Here is a 19,920-nt window from a genome sequence, read left to right as displayed (position 1 = left end):
CCTCCGTTAACCGAATCCGCAGGCCCTGTCGGCCATCGCGATCCCATGTACTGACCTGCCTTTGCCGCCGAAACTTGCATAACGGAACGCATTTCCGTTATCAGCGGCATTTCCCGCCATTTCCCAAAATTAGCGGAACAGAAATCCGTTATTTGCCCGCAATAACAGGCCAAAACGCAGATAATCCGGATATTGCGTCAAATAACGGAACGGAAATCCGTTAACTTCTCACCATCGCTCTCACTTTTGAAAATAGCGGAACGTCGTTCCGCTATGGCTCGCTGGGAGGGGGAGCCGACGGCCCGTACCGGGGAGAACAGCCCCATCCCAACACTTAAAATAGCGGACCGCCGTTCCGCTATGGCTAGTCGGCAGCGGGGCTACGCGGCGCATCCGCTATCGGCATCACAAAATCCCGGTCAGCCCCTCCACAATACTAAACGCCGCCGTCAAATGCCCGGAATCGGCGCGCGCTTATGCTCCGTCCGCAAATACTGCTTCTCGAGCTTCTCTTTCGCCGCCGGCGCAATCTCCTGGCCTTCGAGATAGTCGCTGTTGTCGTCGTACGTAATGCCGAGCTCGCCCTCGTCCGTCTGCCCTTCCCACAAGCCCGCCGTAGGAGCTTTGTCCAGCACCGATTGCGGCACGCCGAGGCGCGCGGCCAGCATCCGCACCTGCCGCTTGTTGAGCGAGCTGAGCGGCGTAATGTCCACCGCGCCGTCGCCGTACTTGGTGAAAAAGCCGGTGATCGCTTCCGACGCATGGTCCGTCCCGACGACGAGCAAATTCAGCTCGAACGCCAGCGCATACTGCATCACCATCCGCGTCCGCGCCTTCACGTTCCCTTTGCCGCCGCGGCTCAAATGCTGATGGACGCCGATCGACTTCAGCCCGTGCTCGGCCTCGAGCACAATTTCGTTCACCGCATCCTCGATGTTCGTCTCGACCCGGTACCCCAGCTGGAACGCTTCGGCAACCGCGTAGCTGTCCGCGATGTCGACCTGCTGCCCGTAAGGTTGGAACACGCCGACAGTGCGGTATTCTTTCCCCGTCTCTGCGGTCAGCTCGTCTGTCGCCATTTTGCACAGGCCTGTCGCCACCGCGCTGTCGATCCCGCCGCTAATGGCGATCAGCAGTCCGCTTGTCCCCGACTTCCGCACATACTCCTTCAAAAAATCAACCCGGCGCCGAATTTCCGCGTCAACGTCGATTTCCGGCTTCACGCCGAGCCTGGCGATAATGTCCTGCTGCAAGCTCATCCCAATCCCCGCCTTCTATCCGTCGATTGCACTTCATGCTCTTTAGTATAGACCGGAAAGCGGCTATTTTCAAAGGTTGCGCGCATATTCGCACACCCGGTTGCGCCCGGACCGCTTCGCCTCGTACAGCGCCTTGTCCGCCGCTTCGACCAGCAGGTCGCTGTTCACGTCGGGGAATGTCGCGATGCCGATCGAGACGGTGATGCGGATCGTCTCCTTTTCTACAGCAATCGGCATGTCCTGCACATAGGCGCGAATTCTTTCCGCTACGTGCAGCGCTTCTTCCCGCGGACAATCGGGCAGGACGATAATGAATTCCTCTCCGCCGTACCGCCCGACAAAATCGTTCCAACGCGTAAGCCGCGCCAGCGCCTCCGCCACCCGCCTCAGCACGATGTCGCCGGCGCCGTGGCCATACGTATCGTTGACTTTTTTGAAAAAATCGATATCGAGAAACGCTACCGACAGCGGTTTTCCTTCCTTGGCCAGCCGCTCCGTCAAGCCCGGGAACACGCGCTCGAACGTGCGGACATTGTACAGCTTCGTCAAAAAATCGCGGCTCGCTTCTTCCATAAGGGCCGCCCGCCGCGCGTATTCCAGCTGCAAGTCGCGCAGCAGCAAAACGAACCCGCCGCACAGCAGCAGCCTGACGGGAAGCACCCACAGACCGCCGCCGGCAAAATAACGCTCCGGCCCGAACACCCCGAACATCACGCTGTAAGCCGCATAGAACACGTTCAGAACGAGCACGAACAGCAGCATGCGGCGGGCAAAAGTCCAGACGTCCGCATCCAGCGTGAGCCGGTGCAGCAAAGCGGCCAAGCAGCCCGCGAGCGCCATGCCGAGAAAAGCGGTCAGCGCCCCTTCGCCCCAGCCCAGCCAAAAACGGCCGAGCCCGATGCCGGCGCCGATCGCCGCGTACGCCCAGGCGCGCTTCACAAACATCGGCGCAACGACAAGCGGCACAAGCCGCAGGTCAGCCAGCGGGCCGCCGCCGAGCGGGAACGCGTATGCCATGGAGAGCCAGCCGGCGAGAACGGCAGCGACGCCGAACAGCAGGCGCTTACGGCCAATGCGCAGCTGCGGCAGCCACCACTTGTGAATGAGACTGGCCATATAGATGAACGAGATCATCACGCCGAGGTTCGCCGCAAACAGCTTGACGATGCTCCAAGTGGCCACGGTTCCCGCCTCCCTTTTGCGGAGACTTGCTTAACGTTTTTCCATCATATATGAAAATTTGCCCGGCTTTGCCCCTGCATCAGTCCATACGCCGCAGTCCTGCATGAAATAAACCGGTCCTCGCCCAAAAATCGCAAAACGGCAAACGTACAAGTTTCTCCGGCAGCTGGTAGGTAGGCCAAAAGGCTGCAAAGATCACGTATGTGCTCCCTTTTCAAAACGGCCCCCTGCGCAAGCTACAGCTCGAGTCAGCCCGCTACAAAAAAATCCTTTCCCGCCGCACGAACAATGGGCAAGAAAGGATTTGTCAAGCTGCCTCTGCCAGCTTTTACTTGCAGTAGTGATCGAATGCGCCGATGAGGTCGCCGGCAATCATTTCCGCGGAACGGTCTTCGATCTGGTGGCGCTGAATGAAATGAACGAGCTCGCCGTCCTTGAACAGAGCGATCGAAGGAGACGATGGCGGGTACGGCGCGAGGTATTCGCGCAGCTTCGCCGTCGCTTCTTTCTCCTGGCCGGCGAACACCGTGTAAAGACGATCCGGCAGCGCATCGTTCTGCAGCGCTCTGGCGACGCCCGGCCGGCATTGTCCGGCAGCGCAGCCGCATACGGAGTTAATGACGACCAGCGTAGTCCCTTGCTTCGCTTCGCCTTCCATCAGCTCGGTCACCTGTTCCGGCGTAAGAAGCTCCTTGATGCCGAGTCGGGTAAGCTCGTCGCGCATCGGCTGAATCATATCTTTCATATACGCATCAAACGACATGACCATCGTCCATTCCTCCTGTTTCAACTTATTTTAAATAAGTGTCATCTTATCGTCTATTATACAACGGTCCGAGGGGAATGCAAGATGATCATGTCTTAGCAGGCCAAAACGCTCCGCGCTCGCCTGGGCCCGGTCTATGCGTCCGAGGAGCGGTCTTCCCCGTCCTCCGCCTGCCCTGCCTCCACTTCATAGGCGACGTCCTTGTCCGGATGCATGAAAATGCCACCCTGCGGCGGGATGCCGCGCTCAAAATAGTCGCGGTTCTCCTTCGTATGGAAGCCGACGTCTTTGAACGGGTGCACCCATTCGTCCCCGGCCATGACCGCCGGGTCGGTATCGCGGCTCCACTGCTCAAGCGGCGAATTCGGCGACTGGTAGTCGTGGTCTCCGATGACGACGCCCTGCGAGTTGACGAACGGCTCGCGCGGCTCGTCCGAACTGCGAAACTCAGGCCTGAAATCGATCTCGAACGGATCGAGCTCCGGGTCGTCGTGACCGGGAGCCGGCTTCATGCTTTCATCGCGGTCGCTCATGCCAGCTCATCCTCCTTCGCCTCATGTGGATGGCCGATTCGGGCCGTCAAGCTTTTTGTCGAAGTTGCCGTCGCCGTTGGAATCTTCGCCGGGGGAGCGCTTTTTATTCTCCTGCTCTTGCTGTACTTGTGTACGGGAATCTGTCTTTGGGTTTGCCATCGTCGTCATCTCCTTTGCGGTAAAGCTCGTTCTTGCCGTATTATGCGCATTGCTTCCGGCCCGGATTCAAGTTCCCGCAGAAAAGGAGCCACAACGCCGCCATACCGGCAACAGGTCGCAAAGTAAAAATGGCGCTGCAGCTTTGCGGAGCGAGGCTCAGCGCCATTTTCCATGCTTATTTCAAGGTCACCGCCGCCACGTCGGGCGCCGCGAAGGCGCCGCCGCTTCCGGCTTGCTCGCGGCTGACGGAAATGGTTCGCGCCTCATGCAGTTCGCTGCCGCGGTAATGAAGATGCGCTTTCCCGGCGGCCAGCCGCATCGTCCCGAGCGTCACGCGGCTGCCGTCGTGTATCGACCAAACGCGATAGTTTTCGCCGGGAACGTTCGGAAGCCCTTCAACGAGCAGCAGCAGCTCCTCCGCCTCGTCGTTCACCCAAGCGACGCCTCTCGCGCCGTCCGTTCCGAGCGGCTGCACCGGGTACTGCGCGGTTCGGTTCTTGAGCAGCATATCCATATGAGAGATGATTTCGTCGTCCGCACGAACGACGGGGCCGACTGCAGCGGATGAGTTTAGACGGTCCCGGATGCCGCTTAGCGCCCCGATGTACAGTACCGCAAACAGCACCGCCGCCATGCCCGCGGCAAAAGCGACGCGGCCGGTGCGCTGCGGCAAACGCAGCAGCTGGCGAAGCGGAGCCCGCCACCGCAAAGCTCTCTTCAGGCGCACCCACACCGCAGGGGACGGCAAGGTACTTTCCTCGCGCGGCTGCGCCGCCAGCAGTGAAGCCCATTCGCGCAGCCGTTCGGCACAGGCGGGGCACTCCGCAGCATGGCGTTCGAAGCGCCGCCGTTCCTGCACCCTTGCACTGCTCTCGAGGAGCAAGTCTACAATTTGCTCCTCTGTCATAAAGCACGTCTTTTGCTGTGTCATGGCATTCTTCCTCCCTCCGGCCCGGACTTCCAACCTCCGCCCTCAAGCTGGCGGCGGAGATGCTTCAGTCCGTAACGCACGAACGATTTGACCGTGCCGAGCGGCCGGTTCATCTTGCGCGCCAGCTCCGAATGCGACAGCTCTTCCACGTAAGCGCCGTACACCGCTTGCCGCTGCGCCGTCGGTATGCGCTCCAGCGCTTCCCGCAGCTGCGCAAACGAGATGCTGCTCAGCGCTTCCTCCTCGACGCCCGCCGCAGCCGGCTCGAAGCGTGCCGACAGCTGCTGCCGCCGCGCCTCCTGGCGCTGGCGGCGGCGCAGGAAATCGAGGCAGCGCGTGCGCGTCTTGACGGCAAGCCACGCCTCCACGCTGCCCCGCGCCGCATCGTACGAAGCCGCTTGCCGCCATACTTCCAGAAATACTTCATGGCATAAATCTTCCGCATCTTGCCGGCTGCCCGTCATTTTCAAAGCTATGCGCAGCACAAACTCCGCGTAAGCTCCGTACAGAGCCTCGAATGCGTGCAACGAGCCTCCGCCCGCTTCCCGCAGCCACTCCGCAGCCTGTTCGCGATCGCCATCCATCGCAAGTTTTCCCCTCTTTCGCCGATTCGTCTCCGCATCCGTCGTCGCAATATTTTGGCTTCTTATTCATTTACATAGCAAAAAATCGGCTCGATTTTAACCGTTTTCAGCATAAATTTAGTTTGTTTTAAGGAAATTTTTATGTTGCGCGGCTTAAATCCGGCGACCTTTTGCGGAACGTAACCCCTATGTAAGACCAATTACACGGGGAGGTTGTTTCTAACATGAAAAGCAGTTGGAGGTTTTGCTGCAAGCCGGTTCTTATGCTTGCCGCGCTGCTCTTCGGCGTGTTCGGCTTCGGGGCTGCAGCCGGCGCAGCCGAGGGGGATGTATCGCTGTATACGCCCTATGCCAGCTTATCCGCACCGCCTGGCGACTCGATCAGCTATTCGGTTGACGTCATTAACAATACGTCGCAAATTCAAACCGTCGAGCTGAGCCTGGACAACGCGCCGCAGGACTGGAAAGCCCAACTGACGGCGGGCGGCCGGGCCATTCAGAAGCTGTCCGTCAAACCGAAAGAAACGCAAACCGTCAACCTGCAGGTCGATGTACCGCTCAAGGTCGACAAAGGCGCCTATACGTTCACTTTGACGGCCAAAGGCGCCGCTTCGCTGCCGCTTACTGTGAATGTCTCCGCGCAAGGCACGTACAGCACCGAGCTGACGACGACGCAGCCGAATATGCAAGGCACCGCCGGCTCCAATTTCAACTACAGCCTGACGCTGAAAAACAAAACCGCAGGCAAACAGCTGTATGCGCTTAAATCCGACGCGCCGCAAGGCTGGACCGTTTCGTTCCAATCCGGCGGCAAGGACGTTACGTCCGTCAGCGTCGACCCGAACGGCTCGCAAGATATTAGCGTTACCGTCACGCCGCCCGACGGCGTTAAAGCCGGCTCCTACAAGCTGCCTGTTTCCGCGGCCGGCAATAATACGTCGGCGCAGGCCGAGCTCGAGGCCGTCGTCACCGGCACATACGCCATCGATCTCAGCACGCCAAGCGGCAATCTGGCTACGGACATAACGGCCGGCAGCACGAAAAAGGTGACGATGCAAGTGAAGAACAAAGGCTCGTCCCCGCTGAAGGATATCGAAATGAGTTCAAATGCCCCGGTCAACTGGGAAGTGACGTTCGAGCCGTCCAAAATCGCCAACCTTGCCCCTGGCGCTTCGACGCAAGTAACGGCTTCGATCAAGGCTGACAAAAATGCGATCGCCGGCGATTATATCGTATCGATGACGTCCAAAACCGCGGAAAAATCGGCCGACGCCACGCTGCGGATGACGGTGAAAACGTCCGTGCTGTGGGGCTGGATCGGCATTCTGATCATCATTGCCGTCATCGGCGGCGTGTACTACTTGTTCCGCACGTACGGGAGGCGATAACCGTGGCCGCTGTTGTTAACGGCACTGCGGCCCGCACTGACGGCGAGCCGCTGATCCAGCTCACGAACCTGACGAAAATGTACGGCGACTTCACCGCTGTCAACAACCTCTCGTTAAGCATTTCCCCGGGAGAAATATTCGGCCTGCTGGGGCCGAACGGCGCCGGGAAGTCGACGACGATTCTCATGATGCTCGGGCTAGCCGAACCGACGTCGGGCAAAGTGCGGGTGTGCGGCGTGGACTCGACCCGCCAGCCGCTGCTCGTCAAGCGGCGGGTCGGCTACTTGCCGGACGACGTAGGCTTTTACGAGGATCGGACCGGGCTCGAAAATTTGCTGTATACCGCCGAGCTGAACCGCATTCCGCCGGCGGAAGCGCGCAGGCGGGCCCGGGAGCTTCTGGAGCGGATCGGGCTGAAGGAAGCGGCGGAAAAACGCGCCGGCACATACTCGCGCGGCATGCGCCAGCGGCTCGGGCTCGCCGACGTGCTGATGAAGAAGCCCGAAGCGATCATCCTCGACGAGCCGACGCTCGGCATTGATCCCGAAGGGGTGCGCGAGCTGCTTCAGCTCATCCGCAGCCTGAGCCGCGACGAAGGCTTGACGGTGCTGCTGTCGTCGCACCAGCTGCACCAGGTTCAACAAATTTGCGACCGCGTCGGCTTGTTCGTGCGCGGCTCGCTGCTCGCGCTCGGTACGGTCGAGGAGCTGTCGGCGCAGCTGTTCGCGGGCGAGCCTCTCGTCGTGGAAGCGGAAATCGGCGGCGACGGGTCGCCGCTCGCCGCCGTTACCGAGGCGCTCGCATCTGTCGACGGCGTGCTGCAGGTAGTCTCCGCCGCCGAGCAGCCGCAACTTGTGACGGTTTCCTGCAGCCGCGACGTCACCGCAAGCATCGCCAGGGCCATCGTCGGGGCCGGCATGGAGCTGCTGTCGCTCAGCAAGAAGCGTTACGGGCTGGATGAAATTTATCATCGCTATTTCGAGGGAGGGAAGCGCCATGACCGAGCCGTTTGACGTGCTGCGCGGAATCCGCGCCCGCTTTTTCGGCGGCGGAACGCCCGGCGGAGCAGCGCCCGCCGCGACGGCTGCGGCCGAAGGCGAGCGTGCGGCCGGATCACCGTTTCTCGCCATCGTCCGCAAAGAAATTTCGGATCACGTCCGCAGCTGGCGCTACGTCATTCTTGTGGCGCTCATGCTGCTGACGTGCCTCGCTTCGCTGTACACCGCCTCCTCGGCGATGCGCAGCGCCGTCTCGACCGACAACGCCGTGCGCTCCTTTTTCTTCCTGAAGCTGTTCACGGCGTCGGGCGGCTCGCTGCCGCCGTTCATCACGTTCGTCTCTTTTCTCGGCCCGCTACTCGGCATCGGCCTCGGCTTCGACGCCATCAACTCGGAGCGCAGCAAAGGCACGCTCAGCCGCATGATGGCGCAGCCGATCCACCGCGACGACGTGCTGAACGCCAAGTTCGTAGGCGCCCTGTCGGTCATCGGCGTCATGTTCTTCGCCCTCGGCTTCCTCGTTATGGGGCTCGGCATCGTGCTGCTCGGCATTCCGCCGACGCCGGAGGAAGTGTGGCGCCTCGTGCTGTTTTTGCTGCTCAGCACCGTGTACGTCGGCTTCTGGCTCGGCCTCTCGATCCTGCTGTCGGTGCGGTTCCGGCAAGCGGCTACGTCGGCCTTGTCGTGCATCGGCATCTGGATTTTCTTCAGTGTGTTTTTCAGCATGCTGGTCAATCTGATCGCCGGCCCGGGTCCGGCTGACCCGAACAACGCCGAAGCCGTCATTCGCCACACCCAGTGGGTGCAGCTGCTCGAGCGCATCTCGCCGAGCCAGCTGTTCAGCGAAGCGACGACAACGCTGCTCGTGCCGTCCGTACGTGCGCTCGGGCCGCTGACGATGGAGCAAATCGTCGGCGCTATTCCTAGCCCGCTCCCGCTCGGGCAAAGCCTGTTGCTCGTCTGGCCGCAGCTGACGTGCATGATCGCCGAGACGCTGATCTGCTTTGCCATCTCCTACGTGCTGTTCATGCGTCAGGAAATTCGCTCGCGGAACTGACTTTTTGGGTTCGTCGAGCGACTGCACAACGTTTCACCCGGTTCCCCCGGCTTCCGGCCATACGGTCGGCTGGCCGGGGGAACGTTTTTTGACAGGTTGCGGGCCGTCTGCTTTGTTTCATCTTTTGTGGCATTGATAAGTCATGGGATTTATTTCGGAAGCAGGTCGCGCAATTACCGTTTTCGCGGTACAGATCAGCAAGTTCGGAGCTGTCCTTTTCTCCGCCGCCCCGCTTCCCGAGAGATGGGTTGGGATAACGCCTAAAGTCGCTAATTGGAGATGGAGTGGGATAGCGCCCAAAGTCGCTAATTGGAGAAATTGGAGACGCTGTTTAGGCCCGTATGAGGGGAAATGCCAGGTTAGAGACCTCGTTGACGCTCGCAAGGTCAAAAGTTCGCTCGACACGGAATAATTGGGCTCTAAGTATTGTTTGCTAACTTCCTCCCGTTCAGCGGCAAAAAAAGCCTTGACTATTCGCTCAAAAAGCGCCATTTTTAAATTGCAGTTTCTTCCAAAATATTGAAATTCCCCACTAAGGAGGGATGAATGGGTTCATTGCATTCATGTTCCGGAATATTGAACGGGCGACCGAGTTTACATGCAAAGGTGTGTGATAGCGTTGCAAAAACAGCAGCCATCCTCCGAAATGCCTGACATCGCTTCATGGTTCCAAAAGTATTCCGATCGCTGGCACAACGATCCGTATCCGTTTTATGCTTATTTGCTCGAGCACGAGCCGCTTTATTACATACAAGAACGAGGGTTTTGGGTCGCTTCCCGGTACGAGGACGTCAATTTTATTTTGAAGGATCCGTTGTTCGTCCGCGAATACCGGAACGCCGTGCCGCAGCAACACCTGCAGGAACTTCCGCAGCCACAGTCGGAACGGAATCCGCTGGGCAAGTTGCTCGACAACTGGATGCTCTTTCGTGATCCGCCGGTTCATACGCGGCTAAGAAGCTTGGTCAGCCACGCTTTTACGCCGCGAACCATGGATCGGCTCAAACCGAAAATACGCGCTATCGCGGAGCAGCTTGCCGCATGGATGGCAGAACAACCGCAGCCCGATTTGATCGCGTCGTTCGCCTTTCCGCTGCCGGTCATCGTCATTGCAGAGATGCTCGGCGTGCCGCCGGAAGACCGCGAGCTGTTCAAGGATTGGTCGCATACGTTCGCCAGAGTGCTTGAAGGAACTGACGGGTCGCCTGAATTTGCGCAGCAAGCCGGAAAAGCCGCCGAACAGATTGCCGATTACTTCCGCCGTTTAATTGCAGCGCGAAAATCGGCACCGCGCGAAGACATGATCAGCGACCTGATTGCCGCTCAAGAGCAAGCCGACGCGTTAACCGATCAGGAGCTTATCGCGACCTGTGTGCTGCTTCTCGTAGCTGGCCATGAAACGACCGTGAATCTGATCGGCAACAGCGTTCTCACGCTGCTGAACCATCCGGAGCAGCATGCCCGGCTGCTCGAAAAGCCGGAGCTGGCCGCTTCCGCCGTTGAAGAAGTTTTACGGTACGAAAGCCCCGTCCAGATGACATCGCGTCTCGCATCGGCCGATTGCGAAATCGGCGGCCGGACGATTCGTCAGGGGCAGTCGGTAAATGTGATGCTCGGGGCGGCCAACCGCGATCCGGCAAAGTTCGAAAGACCGGACCGGTTCGATATAGGACGCTCGCCGAACCGCCATTTGGCCTTCGCCTCCGGCCCCCATTTCTGCCTTGGCGCGCCGCTCGCACGCATGGAAGGCGAACTCGCGATGGCCGCGCTGTTGGAACGGTTTCCGCAGATGCGCCTTGCAGACGAGAAGCCGAACTGGCGTCCTAATATCTTGTTCCGGGGTTTGGGATCGATGGCCGTCAAGCTATAGAGGGTAGGCGGCTGTAGCTTGCCCTCACTTAAACCGCCGAAACAATAACATAATGCCGCGGAGCAATAATCATATGAAAAAGGTACTCATAACCGGAATTGTAGCGAGCGGCAAGACAACGCTTGCAGAGCAGTTATCCGAAAAAATTCATGTCCCGTGGTATGAGTTGGATAGCATCGTCTACCATAAAACCGAGGCAGGCAGATATAAGCGTACACCGGATGAGCAGCTTGAAGTTATTATGGATATTGATAAAAAGGGTACCTGGATATTTGAAGGTACAGACCGCGAATCGTACCGTTGTTTATTTGAAATGGCGGATACGATCATATTTCTTGATACACCGCTTTGGAAGCGCAGAATTAGAATTCTGACTCGTTTTCTCAAGCAAAATCTTGGCATTGAAAAGTGTGCTTACAAACCGGATACGATGATGTTAAAAATGATGTACAAGTGGACCAGGGATTTTGAAAGAAACAGAGCAGATTTTGAAGCCAGGCTAAAGCTATTCAAAAATAAAGTTATCAGACTATCTGATCATAAAAACTTAGACTTCGATAAGCATACGTACTCCTAACGGTCTTAAAGGCAAAGGCGCCTCGCACGAATGCGGGCGCCCTTCCCTTTTTACATACCAATATTGAGCGTCGCTCTGATAGAATGCCCCCTCTATCGTGGCGGGACGTTCTCTTCTTCGTTATCTTGAACCTTGTTGCTGTTTCAGCAAATCGCGAATTTCCGCAAGCAACGTTTCTTCATTGGACGGTTTCGGTGGGGCGGCAGGCTTGTCCACTTCTTTTCGCTTTAATTTACTTAAAGCTTTAATGAACAGGAAGATTGAGAATGCGACGATGAAGAAGTCGAGTACCGACTGCAGGAACTCCCCATATTTAAGAACAGCCGTTCCAAACTGGAATTTAAGTCCGGACAGGTTCAACCCGCCAAGCAGGAGGCCTAGCAGAGGCATAAGCACGTCGTTGACGAGCGATGTTACAATTTTACCGAAAGCGCCGCCGATAATGACCCCAATCGCCAGGTCCAGTACGTTCCCTTTCATAGCAAAAGCTTTAAACTCTTTCCACACAAAACATTCCTCCAGTTGAGCAGCGTATATTTCCCGCTTAGAAAATACTTTTATTTTATCCAATCCAAATCATAAAGGATAGTATTTAATTCGGTGCGAATGGACGTTTTCGGGCTATTTCATCAGAATTGCGTCATAAGGGGCATAAGAGTCAGAACCTCTCTCTTGAAACCCGTATAAATTCGGACACAGCTGCTGTTTTCAAAGTATCTTTACGACGTATGAATAGAGTCGGTGTTCTAAGGAAATTTCCGGAGATTTCATGATAGTGCACATTATATTGAACCGTGGCCCTCTCGACCACCGAGCGAGGTAATAGGGATACCCCCAGACCGGCGTGAACACATCCCAGGATTCCCTCCAATGTCCCCAATTCCATGATCTTAGCGGGAATAATCCCCTCCAGATGCAACCAATCCTCAAGTTTTCGGCGGTAAGAACAACCTGCGCGAAAGACCAGTAAAGTCAGATTACGCAGTTTATCTTCCGGCCTATCGATGGAGCTGAGTTGCCCTCCCGATATGAACACGAGTTCTTCAATTCCGACTTCTGTAATATCGAGCTCTGCATGTTCAACTGGAGCAGCTACAAAAGCCCCATCCAATTCATACTTTAAAATGGAATGGATGAGTTCTTCTGTCGTTCCCGTTTTTAGTGTCAAGTCAACCTCTGGATAGGACTTATGGTATTCGGCGAGAATAAATGGCAGACGAATCGCTGCCGTGGTTTCAAGCGACCCGATTCGAAGAGGCCCGCGCGGGATTGAGTTATCGGATACGACTCGTTCTGCCTCCTGGGTAAGATGGATAATTTTTTCTGCATATGACTTAAGCGCTTCACCGGATGTTGTGAGCCTAACCCCTTGTCTACCTCGATGGAATAGTTCTGTTTTCAGTTCATTTTCAAGTTGCTGGATGCGGATACTTATACTCGACTGAACGTATTCTAGTTTCTCGGCGGCTCTGGTGATGCTCCCCTCTTTTGCAACTGCAAGAAAAATCTGCATGTCTCGAATGTCCACCAGTGTTCCTCCATATGCAGTATCATTTTTTTTAATGTTATTTATCGTTTATGTTCATTTTACACAATATCATCGGGGGGGTTACAATGAATCTTGAAAGGGGTAAGCCTTATTCATCAGCGGCAAATCCATCTTTCCAAGGATTAGGTTATATCGTTAGCGCTCACATAAAAAAGGATTCTCATTAATCAAAACCCATTAACAGGAGGCGTTCATCAGTGTTTGAAACTGAGTTAACACGTACGCTAAACATTCGATACCCAATATTCCAAGCGCCGATGGCAGGTGGCCCTACAACGCCTGACCTAGTAGCAGCAGTTTCAAATGCCGAAGGCTTAGGCAATCTGGGAGCCGGTTACTTAACGCCGGAACAACTCCGCGGCGCGATCAAAAAAATCAGAGAACTGACAAACAAGCCTTTCGGCGTTAACTTATTTGTGCCTGAGCAACCGGAAGAATCGGAAGAAGCAGTCGTTCAAATGACGGATTATCTCAATAAATACCGCGTCAAACTTGGAGTTGCTCAAAATCCATCGACTCTGAAATTTTCGGAATCTTTTGAGGAGCAAGTGCAAATATTGCTTGAAGAGAACATCCCGGTATTTAGCTTCACTTTTGGTATACCACCGCAAGACGTGATCCAAGCTATGAAGCAACGCGGTACAGTCGTAATAGGGACTGCAACAACAGTCGATGAAGCTAAACAATTGGATATAGCCGGTGTAAACGCAATTGTGGCTCAGGGATGTGAAGCAGGAGGTCATCGAGGCACATTCTTGAAAAATGTTTCCGAATCTCTGATTGGCACCATGGCTCTTGTTCCACAGATTGTAGATCATGTGTCGATTCCGGTCATCGCATCGGGGGGCATCATGGATGGAAGAGGACTTGTGGCAAGCCTGGCATTAGGGGCTGAAGCTGTACAGATGGGCACTGCTTTTCTGGCGTGTTCGGAGAGCGGTGCCCATGAAACATACAAACAGAAGATCCTTTCATCAAATGAGGATTCCACTGAAATTACCCGTGCATACTCGGGAAAAGCGGCAAGAGGAATTCGAACAAAATTTATGAGCGACATGCATCAGTATCCCGGAACAATCCCTGCCTACCCCATACAAAACGCATTGACGCGAGACATTCGACAGGCAGCTGCAAAAGCGAATGACCCTGAGTATATGTCGCTTTGGGCGGGCCAGGGTCTTAGGTTAGCCAACGACCAATCTGCAGCTGAAATCGTCAAACAAACCATGGAGCAGGCAGAAGCACTTGTTAAAAAGAATTTCCTCTATTCAGGGGAACGGTTCTGATACGAGCACTCGTTTCAACCAATGAGGATTCGGAAATAGCGCGACCGTTTCACCCCCTAGCGCAACGAAGCAAACCGAGAGCCGGGTATGATAAATTCGTAGCGTAATGCAGTATCATTCAACAATGAAGGAGAATAAATTTATGCCGTTACTCCGTTTTGACCTTATACAAGGGCGAGATAAAGCAAGTCTAAAAAAGCTTTTAGACGTTGTTCATACTGTTATCGTAGAGGTTTTCGGCGTTCCCGAGCGTGACCGTTACCAAATTGTTCATGAACACCCAGCAGAACATATGATTATTGAAGATACGGGGTTAGGACTTCACCGTACTAATAATTTAGTTGTTTTATCCATTGTAAGCAAAGCCCGACCAAAAGAGAACAAACAAGAATTCTATTCCTTACTCTCCGAACGGCTGGAAGCTGAGTGTGGTATCGCACCAAGCGATTTAATGGTATCTATCGTTGAAAATTCCGATTCTGATTGGAGTTTTGGACGGGGTGAGGCCCAATTTCTAACAGGTAAGTTATGAGGCGATTCAAAACAAAGGAGACGATTTCATGGCTATCGCTTCCAGTTGGTTTGATGGTCGCATTCTTGTATGTATGTCTCAAAATTAATCATGGATACACTTAGGCAGGTAATCAACACATGTATTTGCTTAACCGCTTTTCCAAAGGAGAGGACAAGTTATGGGCAACTACCTTTTTAAACAACTAAGATTTGTTCGGGGCAATACGATCTTACAGGTTACAGGGATGAGCGAGGAGAAAACATGCATTGTACCTCGAGGATTCAACAACAATGTTCTATGGAACCTTGGGCACATTCTCCTTATACATGAGAAGTTCTCTTTTGCACTAACGAATGAAAAGATGGAGTTGCCGAACCATTTTGCAGAGTTGTTTGCTACTGGGACAAAGCCGGAAAACTGGGGAATGCAAGTACCTGGCTTAGATGAAATTATTCTTTTGCTATCCAATCAAATTGATCGAATTGAGCAAAGCTTGAAGCACCGGCTAGAAGAAGAGCTCGAGAAACAATTCGTCACTTCAACTGGTCTTGAATTATCGACAGTTAAGGAATGCCTTAGTTTTTGTTTGTATCACGAAGGCATGCATTTTGCAACGATTAAAGCCATTAAACAGCAAATGTAGTACCGTGAAACCCCGTTTGATATATTATTTTCTCCAATTAAATGAAAGGGCAATTATTAACTTATCATTACAGATCACATGAAAATCGCACCCAAGGATGTTGAACGAACATAACCTGGAACGAGAGTACGATCACCGCCAATCAGTCTGATGCAAAAAAGGAAAGGCGCCTCGCACGAATGCGGGCGCCTTTCCTTTTTTACATACCGTTATTGAGCGTTGCTTTGGCCGCCAAGCTTGCTCTTCAGCAGCTCCAGCTGCTCGTCGATCTTCGCTTGCTTCGCCGCGTTCGCCGCATCGTAGGCGGACACGCCGCTGATGCCGCCGGCAGGCACATAAGGCTTGCGGGCGATTTCGGCTTCGACTTCCAGCTGCACGATTTTCTCTTCCATGCGGTGGAAGCCGCGCGCTGCGTTGCCGCTCTCGATGACGTTGCTGGCCGTAACTTGCGCCATCTGCTTCTTCGCCTTCGCCAGCTGGGCTCGGTTAGACAGCTCGCTGCGCTTGTTGCGGAGCTTGTAAAACTCGTCTTTCATCTCGTGCAGCTGTTGCATCAATTCTTGCGCTTGTTGCTGAGCTTGAGCGTGCATGTCGGTGTACTCGGCCGTTTTCTCTTCGTAGTACAGCTTCTCTTCCAGCGCTTGGCGGGCTACCGCTTCCTGGCCGTTCTTCAGAGCGGCCGCAGCTTTCGCCTCGCGGTCCGCGGCAATACGCACCGCTTCGTCCAGACGCTGCTTCAGCTGGCGCTCCGTCGCCATTTGGCGGGCTACCGTCACTTCGGCTTGGGCGATTTCCTCTTCCATGTCGCGGATGTACTGGTTCAGCATGACGACCGGGTCTTCCACTTTATCCAAAATCTCGTGAATCGATGCCTTCGTCATATCCTTAATTCTCGAAAATACTCCCATTTTACACATCTCCCTTTTGTTTTTTCTCAAAGTCGGTGATTTTTGCCTTCAGTTCCTCGATTTCGCGCTGCATCGCTTTGCGCTCGATGTCTTTCATCACTTCGTCGATATGGCTTTTCTTGTCTTCCGCTTGCGCGCCGGCCGTGTAGCCGGCATTGTAACTATTGCCGCCGTTATAAGCGCCGCCTTGCCCGTGATTAAAGTGGTGGCCATAGTTTTGCGTATGGCCGTAGCTCTGGCCGAAGCCGCCGGTGCCGTACGCGCCGAACGGTCCGCCAGGCGGCTGATCGAAGCCCGGCTCCTTCGGGATCACGAGGCTGGCGATGACGTAGATGAAGATCACCGTGCCTCCGCTAAAGAACGTTGCAATCACGACCAGCAAACGCAGCAGCGTTGCATCGACATTAAGCAGCTCGGCGAGACCGCCGCAAAGTCCGGTTACTTTTTTATCTCGTCTTGAGCGGTATAGCTTGCTCATCGGTTAACCACCTTCCCGTTCCAGCTTTTTGCGCAGCGCCGCCAGCTCGGCGTCGACCGCCGGGTTCGCCGGCGAGTAGCCGCCGCCGTACGCTCCGCCGCCCATGCGGCGCACGTCGCGGAGCGTGCGCGCTTGCAGCTCCATTTCGCTGACGCGGTCCTCGAGCCGGCCAAACGCCCGCGGCGCACCGTAACCTGCTCCGAAGCCGCCCAAGCGCTCGTTCATGCGCTGCTGCAGCCGCGCCGCTTCCATCCGGGCCAAGTAGTAGCTCCGTTTGTCGGCTACTTCTTGGTAGTCGGCGCGCATTTGCTTCATCTCTTCGCTCAGCTCGAGCACCGACTGCTGCGCGTCTTCGTACAGCTTCTTGTACGACTCGCTCTTCTCTTCCGCCTGCAGCTTCTCTTGCAGCACGAGCCGGGCCATTTCCTCTTCGCCCGCCTTGAGCGCTACAATCGCTTGCTGCTCGCGCTTTTCCTTGACCTCGAGCGCCACCAAGTACTGCTGCCGCATCGCCGATGCGTGTCCGGCGCATTGCTGGTACAGACGTTCCGTCTGCTGCAGCTGTTCGCGCCGCGCGGCGAGGTACTGGTCGATCAGGCGAACCGGATCTTCCGCAGATTCGAGGTGCTCGTTAAGCGTCGCGACCGTGATGTCGCGGATCCTTTTCATAATGCTCATCTTCGAATTCCACCTTTTCACACCGGAGTGTTTATTTCGTAAGTCATACCCGGTTCGCGCTGCGCTTCAGCATCGAAACGCCGAACGCGATCAGGGCTGCAGCCAACACGATTACGATCAGGCCGGACATTTTGCCAAGCAGGATAATGGCACCGAGGATCGTGATGACCCAAGCGATTTTGCTGCCGCGCGTAATGCCGTACCACCCGAGGCCCACCATCGCGATCGGGATCAGCCAGCCCATGAAGTGGTGCAGCAGATTCCCGTGGTAGAAGCCGAACATGAGGCTCAGCTTGTTCAGCAGGATGAGCCCTCCGAACAAAATCAGGATGATGGCCAGACCGCTATGCCGATTCAATTTCATTTGTTCTCACCGCCTTTCGCGTTGTTGCAATGTCTCTTGCTCATGTCTTCATTCTAGGCGATCGCGAGCTTCGCCAAAACGGACCCGCGGCGGTTTTTGCACCTAGCCCTTAGTCGGGGGACAAGTCGGACCGGAGGTTGGAAGGCGCCCCGCCCGGCGCATTTTTTTGTAATATAGATGCAACCTGCCTAATTTTTCTTCCGTCTATATCCATTAAAGGAGAGGAGAACCAATGACAATGCCTATCATTCGAAAATGGCGCGCCCGCCCTGTCACGGCGGCCGCCGCCGCCACTATGCTGTTACCCGCTCTGCTCGCCGGCTGTTCCGGCGCCAAGCCCGCCGGCGGCAAAGACCCGGCCGCGGCCCCGCCCGCCGCGGCGCTGAAAGAGCTGGGCAAAGACGAGAAAGCTACCGTCAAAGTGATGTACTTCGACAAAAACTACTTTTTCCAGCAGTACGGCAACTTGTTTCTGGCGAAATTCCCGAACATCGACATCGAAGTCGTCTCGAACCAAGGCATTTACGGCCCAGGCAAAGACTACAAGGAGGAGTTCAAAAAGCTGCTCGACACGGAGAAGCCGGACGTGCTGCTCATTAACGATCCGGCTCAGGTGGAAGAGCTAGCCGCGGACGGCCGGCTTTATGCGCTCGACGATGTCATGAAGCAGGACAAGTTCGATATCGACCGCATCCTTCCGTCCGTCGTGGACTTGATCAAAGAGATGGGCAACGGGAAAATGTATGCATTATCCCCGACCTTCTCCAGCTCGGCCCTTTACTATAACAAAGATTTGTTCGAACAGTACGGCGTGCCGCTGCCGACGAACCAGATGAGCTGGGAAGACGTACTGCGGCTCGCCGCGCGTTTTCCGACCGACGGCAAGGACGACGAACGCGTTTACGGCCTCGCCGCTTATTCGTACAACAAAGACCTGGCGTTCCCGTACTTTAACGCCATCGGCACGACCAAGGGACTGCTCCCCGTCGATCCCGGCACTATGACCGTAACGCTGCAGACGGACGGCTGGAAGCAGGTGCTGCAGTTGACCGCAGACGCTTTGAAATCGGGAGCGTTGTATGCGCCGAAATCGGATCCGCAAAAAGCCGGACAGCCGGTCATGTTCGATAATTATTTGAAACAAAATCCGTTCGTTACCGGCAAGGCGGCGATGACGATCGACCGCTCCTACTTGATCCAGACCTTGGCTCAAGCGAAAGAACGATTGAAGGACTTGAAGCCCGTCAATTGGGATATCGTTACCGTGCCTGTCGACCCGGGCAACCCGAGCGTAAGCAACACGATCTCGCCCATAGCCCTGTTTGCGGTCAGCGCCACGGCGTCCAACACCCGTGCCGCGTGGGAAGTCGTGAAATACATCAACAGCGACGAAATGGCGCGCATCCAGTCCAAGTCGTCAACTGAGCTGCTGGCACGAACAGCTTATATGAAAGAAAAGGACGGTCACAATCTGGAGCCGTTCTACACGCTGAAGCCGAACACGTTGTCCATGCTCAAAGGGATGGACAAGCTGCCGAGCGGGTTTATCCTCAGTTCAGCGAAATAGTGAACAAGGAAGTTCAGGCGGTGGCAGACGGGAAAAAGTCGGTCGACGAGGCGCTCAAAGCGATCCAGGAGCAAAGCCAGGCCGCTCTCGTGAAAGCGAAGACGGAGCAGGACGCGCAGAAGGAGAAAGACGCCGCCAAAGGCGAGGCGAAGTAAGGCGGGTGTAGGGCGAAGGGTATGAGTAAGACGTGCGTAGAGCGAGGTACGGTGAGCGTAGATGCGAGGTATGGCGTGCGTAGATGCGAGGTATGGTGAGCGTAGGGCGGACATAGCACGGGCGTTCGCCCGCCGTTCCGCTTCTCGAGGTTGCAAGTGAGATGAAACGGCCACCGGCTGTTCTGATGTGGTGCAGTTAAAGTTAGCGTTGCACATAAGATAAGGGCGCCTGTAAAGCGCCTTGAGGCAGTTAGGCAGCTTATTTGCGATTCCCGTTCATCGGATTCGCTTAGTGGAAAGCAGCTGGCTGGCGAGTCCGCGTCCCAATTGCACCTGTCGCAAGGCAGCTTTCCTTGGCAGCCTTAAAGGAACATATGCAGTTAGAATAAAAAGTGGACACTCCGATAAGGGAATTAGATAATAATCCTACGAAACAAAGGGAGTGTCCACTTATGGGAGAACAGCGTCAACGAT

23 protein-coding genes are annotated in these 19,920 nt (G+C 55.4%); 10 read left to right on the top strand and 13 right to left on the bottom strand.

The features are described 5' to 3' along the window. Window positions 1-449: 449 nt before the first annotated feature. From nadE to SD70_RS01260, 7 genes are all read right to left on the bottom strand, one after another. Window positions 450-1,259, bottom strand: a complete 810-nt coding sequence (nadE, locus tag SD70_RS01285) for an ammonia-dependent NAD(+) synthetase (RefSeq protein ID WP_041044915.1) — start codon at window positions 1,257-1,259, stop codon at window positions 450-452. A 69-nt stretch (window positions 1,260-1,328) separates the two neighbouring features. Continuing rightward, window positions 1,329-2,441 carry a GGDEF domain-containing protein gene (locus SD70_RS32685; RefSeq protein ID WP_052486933.1) on the bottom strand — a complete coding sequence of 371 codons (1,113 nt, stop codon included), beginning with the start codon at window positions 2,439-2,441 and terminating at the stop codon, window positions 1,329-1,331. A 328-nt stretch (window positions 2,442-2,769) separates the two neighbouring features. Then, window positions 2,770-3,210, bottom strand: coding sequence for a BrxA/BrxB family bacilliredoxin (locus SD70_RS01275; protein ID WP_041044913.1), 441 nt, complete (start codon window positions 3,208-3,210; stop codon window positions 2,770-2,772). A gap of 131 nt (window positions 3,211-3,341) precedes the next feature. After that, window positions 3,342-3,740, bottom strand: coding sequence for a DUF3905 domain-containing protein (locus tag SD70_RS01270; protein WP_052486932.1), 399 nt, complete (start codon window positions 3,738-3,740; stop codon window positions 3,342-3,344). 21 nt (window positions 3,741-3,761) lie between these two features. Further along, window positions 3,762-3,899 carry a hypothetical protein gene (locus tag SD70_RS36685; RefSeq protein WP_197080898.1) on the bottom strand — a complete coding sequence of 46 codons (138 nt, stop codon included), beginning with the start codon at window positions 3,897-3,899 and terminating at the stop codon, window positions 3,762-3,764. A 175-nt stretch (window positions 3,900-4,074) separates the two neighbouring features. Then, window positions 4,075-4,830 carry an anti-sigma factor domain-containing protein gene (locus tag SD70_RS01265; RefSeq protein WP_041044911.1) on the bottom strand — a complete coding sequence of 252 codons (756 nt, stop codon included), beginning with the start codon at window positions 4,828-4,830 and terminating at the stop codon, window positions 4,075-4,077. Continuing rightward, entirely contained in the window at window positions 4,827-5,414 is a 588-nt protein-coding gene (locus SD70_RS01260) for an RNA polymerase sigma factor (protein ID WP_041044910.1), read from the bottom strand. The genes SD70_RS01265 and SD70_RS01260 overlap by 4 nt, the downstream gene beginning before the upstream one ends. 224 nt (window positions 5,415-5,638) lie before the next feature. On the opposite strand from SD70_RS01260, the gene SD70_RS01255 reads away from it, so the two are divergent. From SD70_RS01255 to SD70_RS01235, 5 genes are all read left to right on the top strand, one after another. Beyond that, entirely contained in the window at window positions 5,639-6,802 is a 1,164-nt protein-coding gene (locus SD70_RS01255; RefSeq protein WP_041044909.1) for a COG1470 family protein, read from the top strand. 77 nt (window positions 6,803-6,879) lie between these two features. After that, entirely contained in the window at window positions 6,880-7,815 is a 936-nt protein-coding gene (locus tag SD70_RS01250) for an ABC transporter ATP-binding protein (RefSeq protein ID WP_052486974.1), read from the top strand. Next, window positions 7,799-8,857 (top strand): ABC transporter permease, encoded by a 1,059-nt coding sequence (locus SD70_RS01245; RefSeq protein WP_082053043.1) that lies wholly within the window; start codon window positions 7,799-7,801, stop codon window positions 8,855-8,857. The genes SD70_RS01250 and SD70_RS01245 overlap by 17 nt, the downstream gene beginning before the upstream one ends. A gap of 619 nt (window positions 8,858-9,476) precedes the next feature. Then, window positions 9,477-10,727, top strand: a complete 1,251-nt coding sequence (locus SD70_RS01240; protein ID WP_052486931.1) for a cytochrome P450 — start codon at window positions 9,477-9,479, stop codon at window positions 10,725-10,727. 73 nt (window positions 10,728-10,800) lie between these two features. Next, window positions 10,801-11,304 (top strand): AAA family ATPase, encoded by a 504-nt coding sequence (locus SD70_RS01235; protein WP_041044908.1) that lies wholly within the window; start codon window positions 10,801-10,803, stop codon window positions 11,302-11,304. A 120-nt stretch (window positions 11,305-11,424) separates the two neighbouring features. Here SD70_RS01235 and mscL read toward each other — a convergent pair whose 3' ends face one another. Beyond that, window positions 11,425-11,811, bottom strand: coding sequence for a large conductance mechanosensitive channel protein MscL (gene mscL, locus SD70_RS01230; protein ID WP_041044907.1), 387 nt, complete (start codon window positions 11,809-11,811; stop codon window positions 11,425-11,427). Between the two features lie 151 nt (window positions 11,812-11,962). Next, window positions 11,963-12,832 (bottom strand): LysR family transcriptional regulator, encoded by an 870-nt coding sequence (locus SD70_RS01225; RefSeq protein WP_041044906.1) that lies wholly within the window; start codon window positions 12,830-12,832, stop codon window positions 11,963-11,965. Window positions 12,833-13,050: 218 nt separating this feature from the next. Between SD70_RS01225 and SD70_RS01220 the strand changes: the two genes are divergently transcribed. From SD70_RS01220 to SD70_RS01210, 3 genes are all read left to right on the top strand, one after another. Further along, entirely contained in the window at window positions 13,051-14,139 is a 1,089-nt protein-coding gene (locus tag SD70_RS01220) for an NAD(P)H-dependent flavin oxidoreductase (RefSeq protein WP_041044905.1), read from the top strand. A gap of 142 nt (window positions 14,140-14,281) precedes the next feature. Continuing rightward, window positions 14,282-14,671, top strand: coding sequence for a tautomerase family protein (locus tag SD70_RS01215; RefSeq protein WP_041044904.1), 390 nt, complete (start codon window positions 14,282-14,284; stop codon window positions 14,669-14,671). 160 nt (window positions 14,672-14,831) lie between these two features. Beyond that, window positions 14,832-15,296, top strand: coding sequence for a DinB family protein (locus tag SD70_RS01210; protein WP_041044903.1), 465 nt, complete (start codon window positions 14,832-14,834; stop codon window positions 15,294-15,296). Between the two features lie 209 nt (window positions 15,297-15,505). Here the strand turns inward: SD70_RS01210 and SD70_RS01205 are convergent, their stop codons facing one another. The 4 genes from SD70_RS01205 to SD70_RS01190 are packed head-to-tail and all read right to left on the bottom strand — an operon-like array spanning window position 15,506 to window position 17,724. Further along, window positions 15,506-16,204, bottom strand: a complete 699-nt coding sequence (locus SD70_RS01205) for a PspA/IM30 family protein (protein ID WP_041044902.1) — start codon at window positions 16,202-16,204, stop codon at window positions 15,506-15,508. 1 nt (window position 16,205) lies between these two features. Then, window positions 16,206-16,682 carry a PspC domain-containing protein gene (locus SD70_RS01200; protein ID WP_041044901.1) on the bottom strand — a complete coding sequence of 159 codons (477 nt, stop codon included), beginning with the start codon at window positions 16,680-16,682 and terminating at the stop codon, window positions 16,206-16,208. 3 nt (window positions 16,683-16,685) lie between these two features. Then, entirely contained in the window at window positions 16,686-17,360 is a 675-nt protein-coding gene (locus SD70_RS01195) for a PspA/IM30 family protein (protein ID WP_041044900.1), read from the bottom strand. 43 nt (window positions 17,361-17,403) lie between these two features. Next, on the bottom strand, window positions 17,404-17,724 hold the full coding sequence (locus SD70_RS01190; protein ID WP_041044899.1) for a hypothetical protein: 321 nt from the start codon (window positions 17,722-17,724) through the stop codon (window positions 17,404-17,406). Window positions 17,725-17,956: 232 nt separating this feature from the next. Between SD70_RS01190 and SD70_RS01185 the strand changes: the two genes are divergently transcribed. Next, window positions 17,957-19,291, top strand: coding sequence for an ABC transporter substrate-binding protein (locus SD70_RS01185; RefSeq protein ID WP_231570976.1), 1,335 nt, complete (start codon window positions 17,957-17,959; stop codon window positions 19,289-19,291). Window positions 19,292-19,311: 20 nt separating this feature from the next. Further along, a complete protein-coding gene (locus SD70_RS39070) occupies window positions 19,312-19,446 on the top strand; it encodes a hypothetical protein (RefSeq protein WP_269432392.1) in 135 nt (44 codons plus the stop codon). Window positions 19,447-19,920: the final 474 nt, after the last annotated feature.

The sequence above is a fragment of the Gordoniibacillus kamchatkensis genome (assembly GCF_000829455.1).
GTDB lineage: Bacteria > Bacillota > Bacilli > Paenibacillales > NBRC-103111 > Gordoniibacillus > Gordoniibacillus kamchatkensis.
The sequence above is the reverse complement of the archived record's forward strand: the minus strand, read 5'-3'. Positions and strand labels throughout refer to the sequence as shown.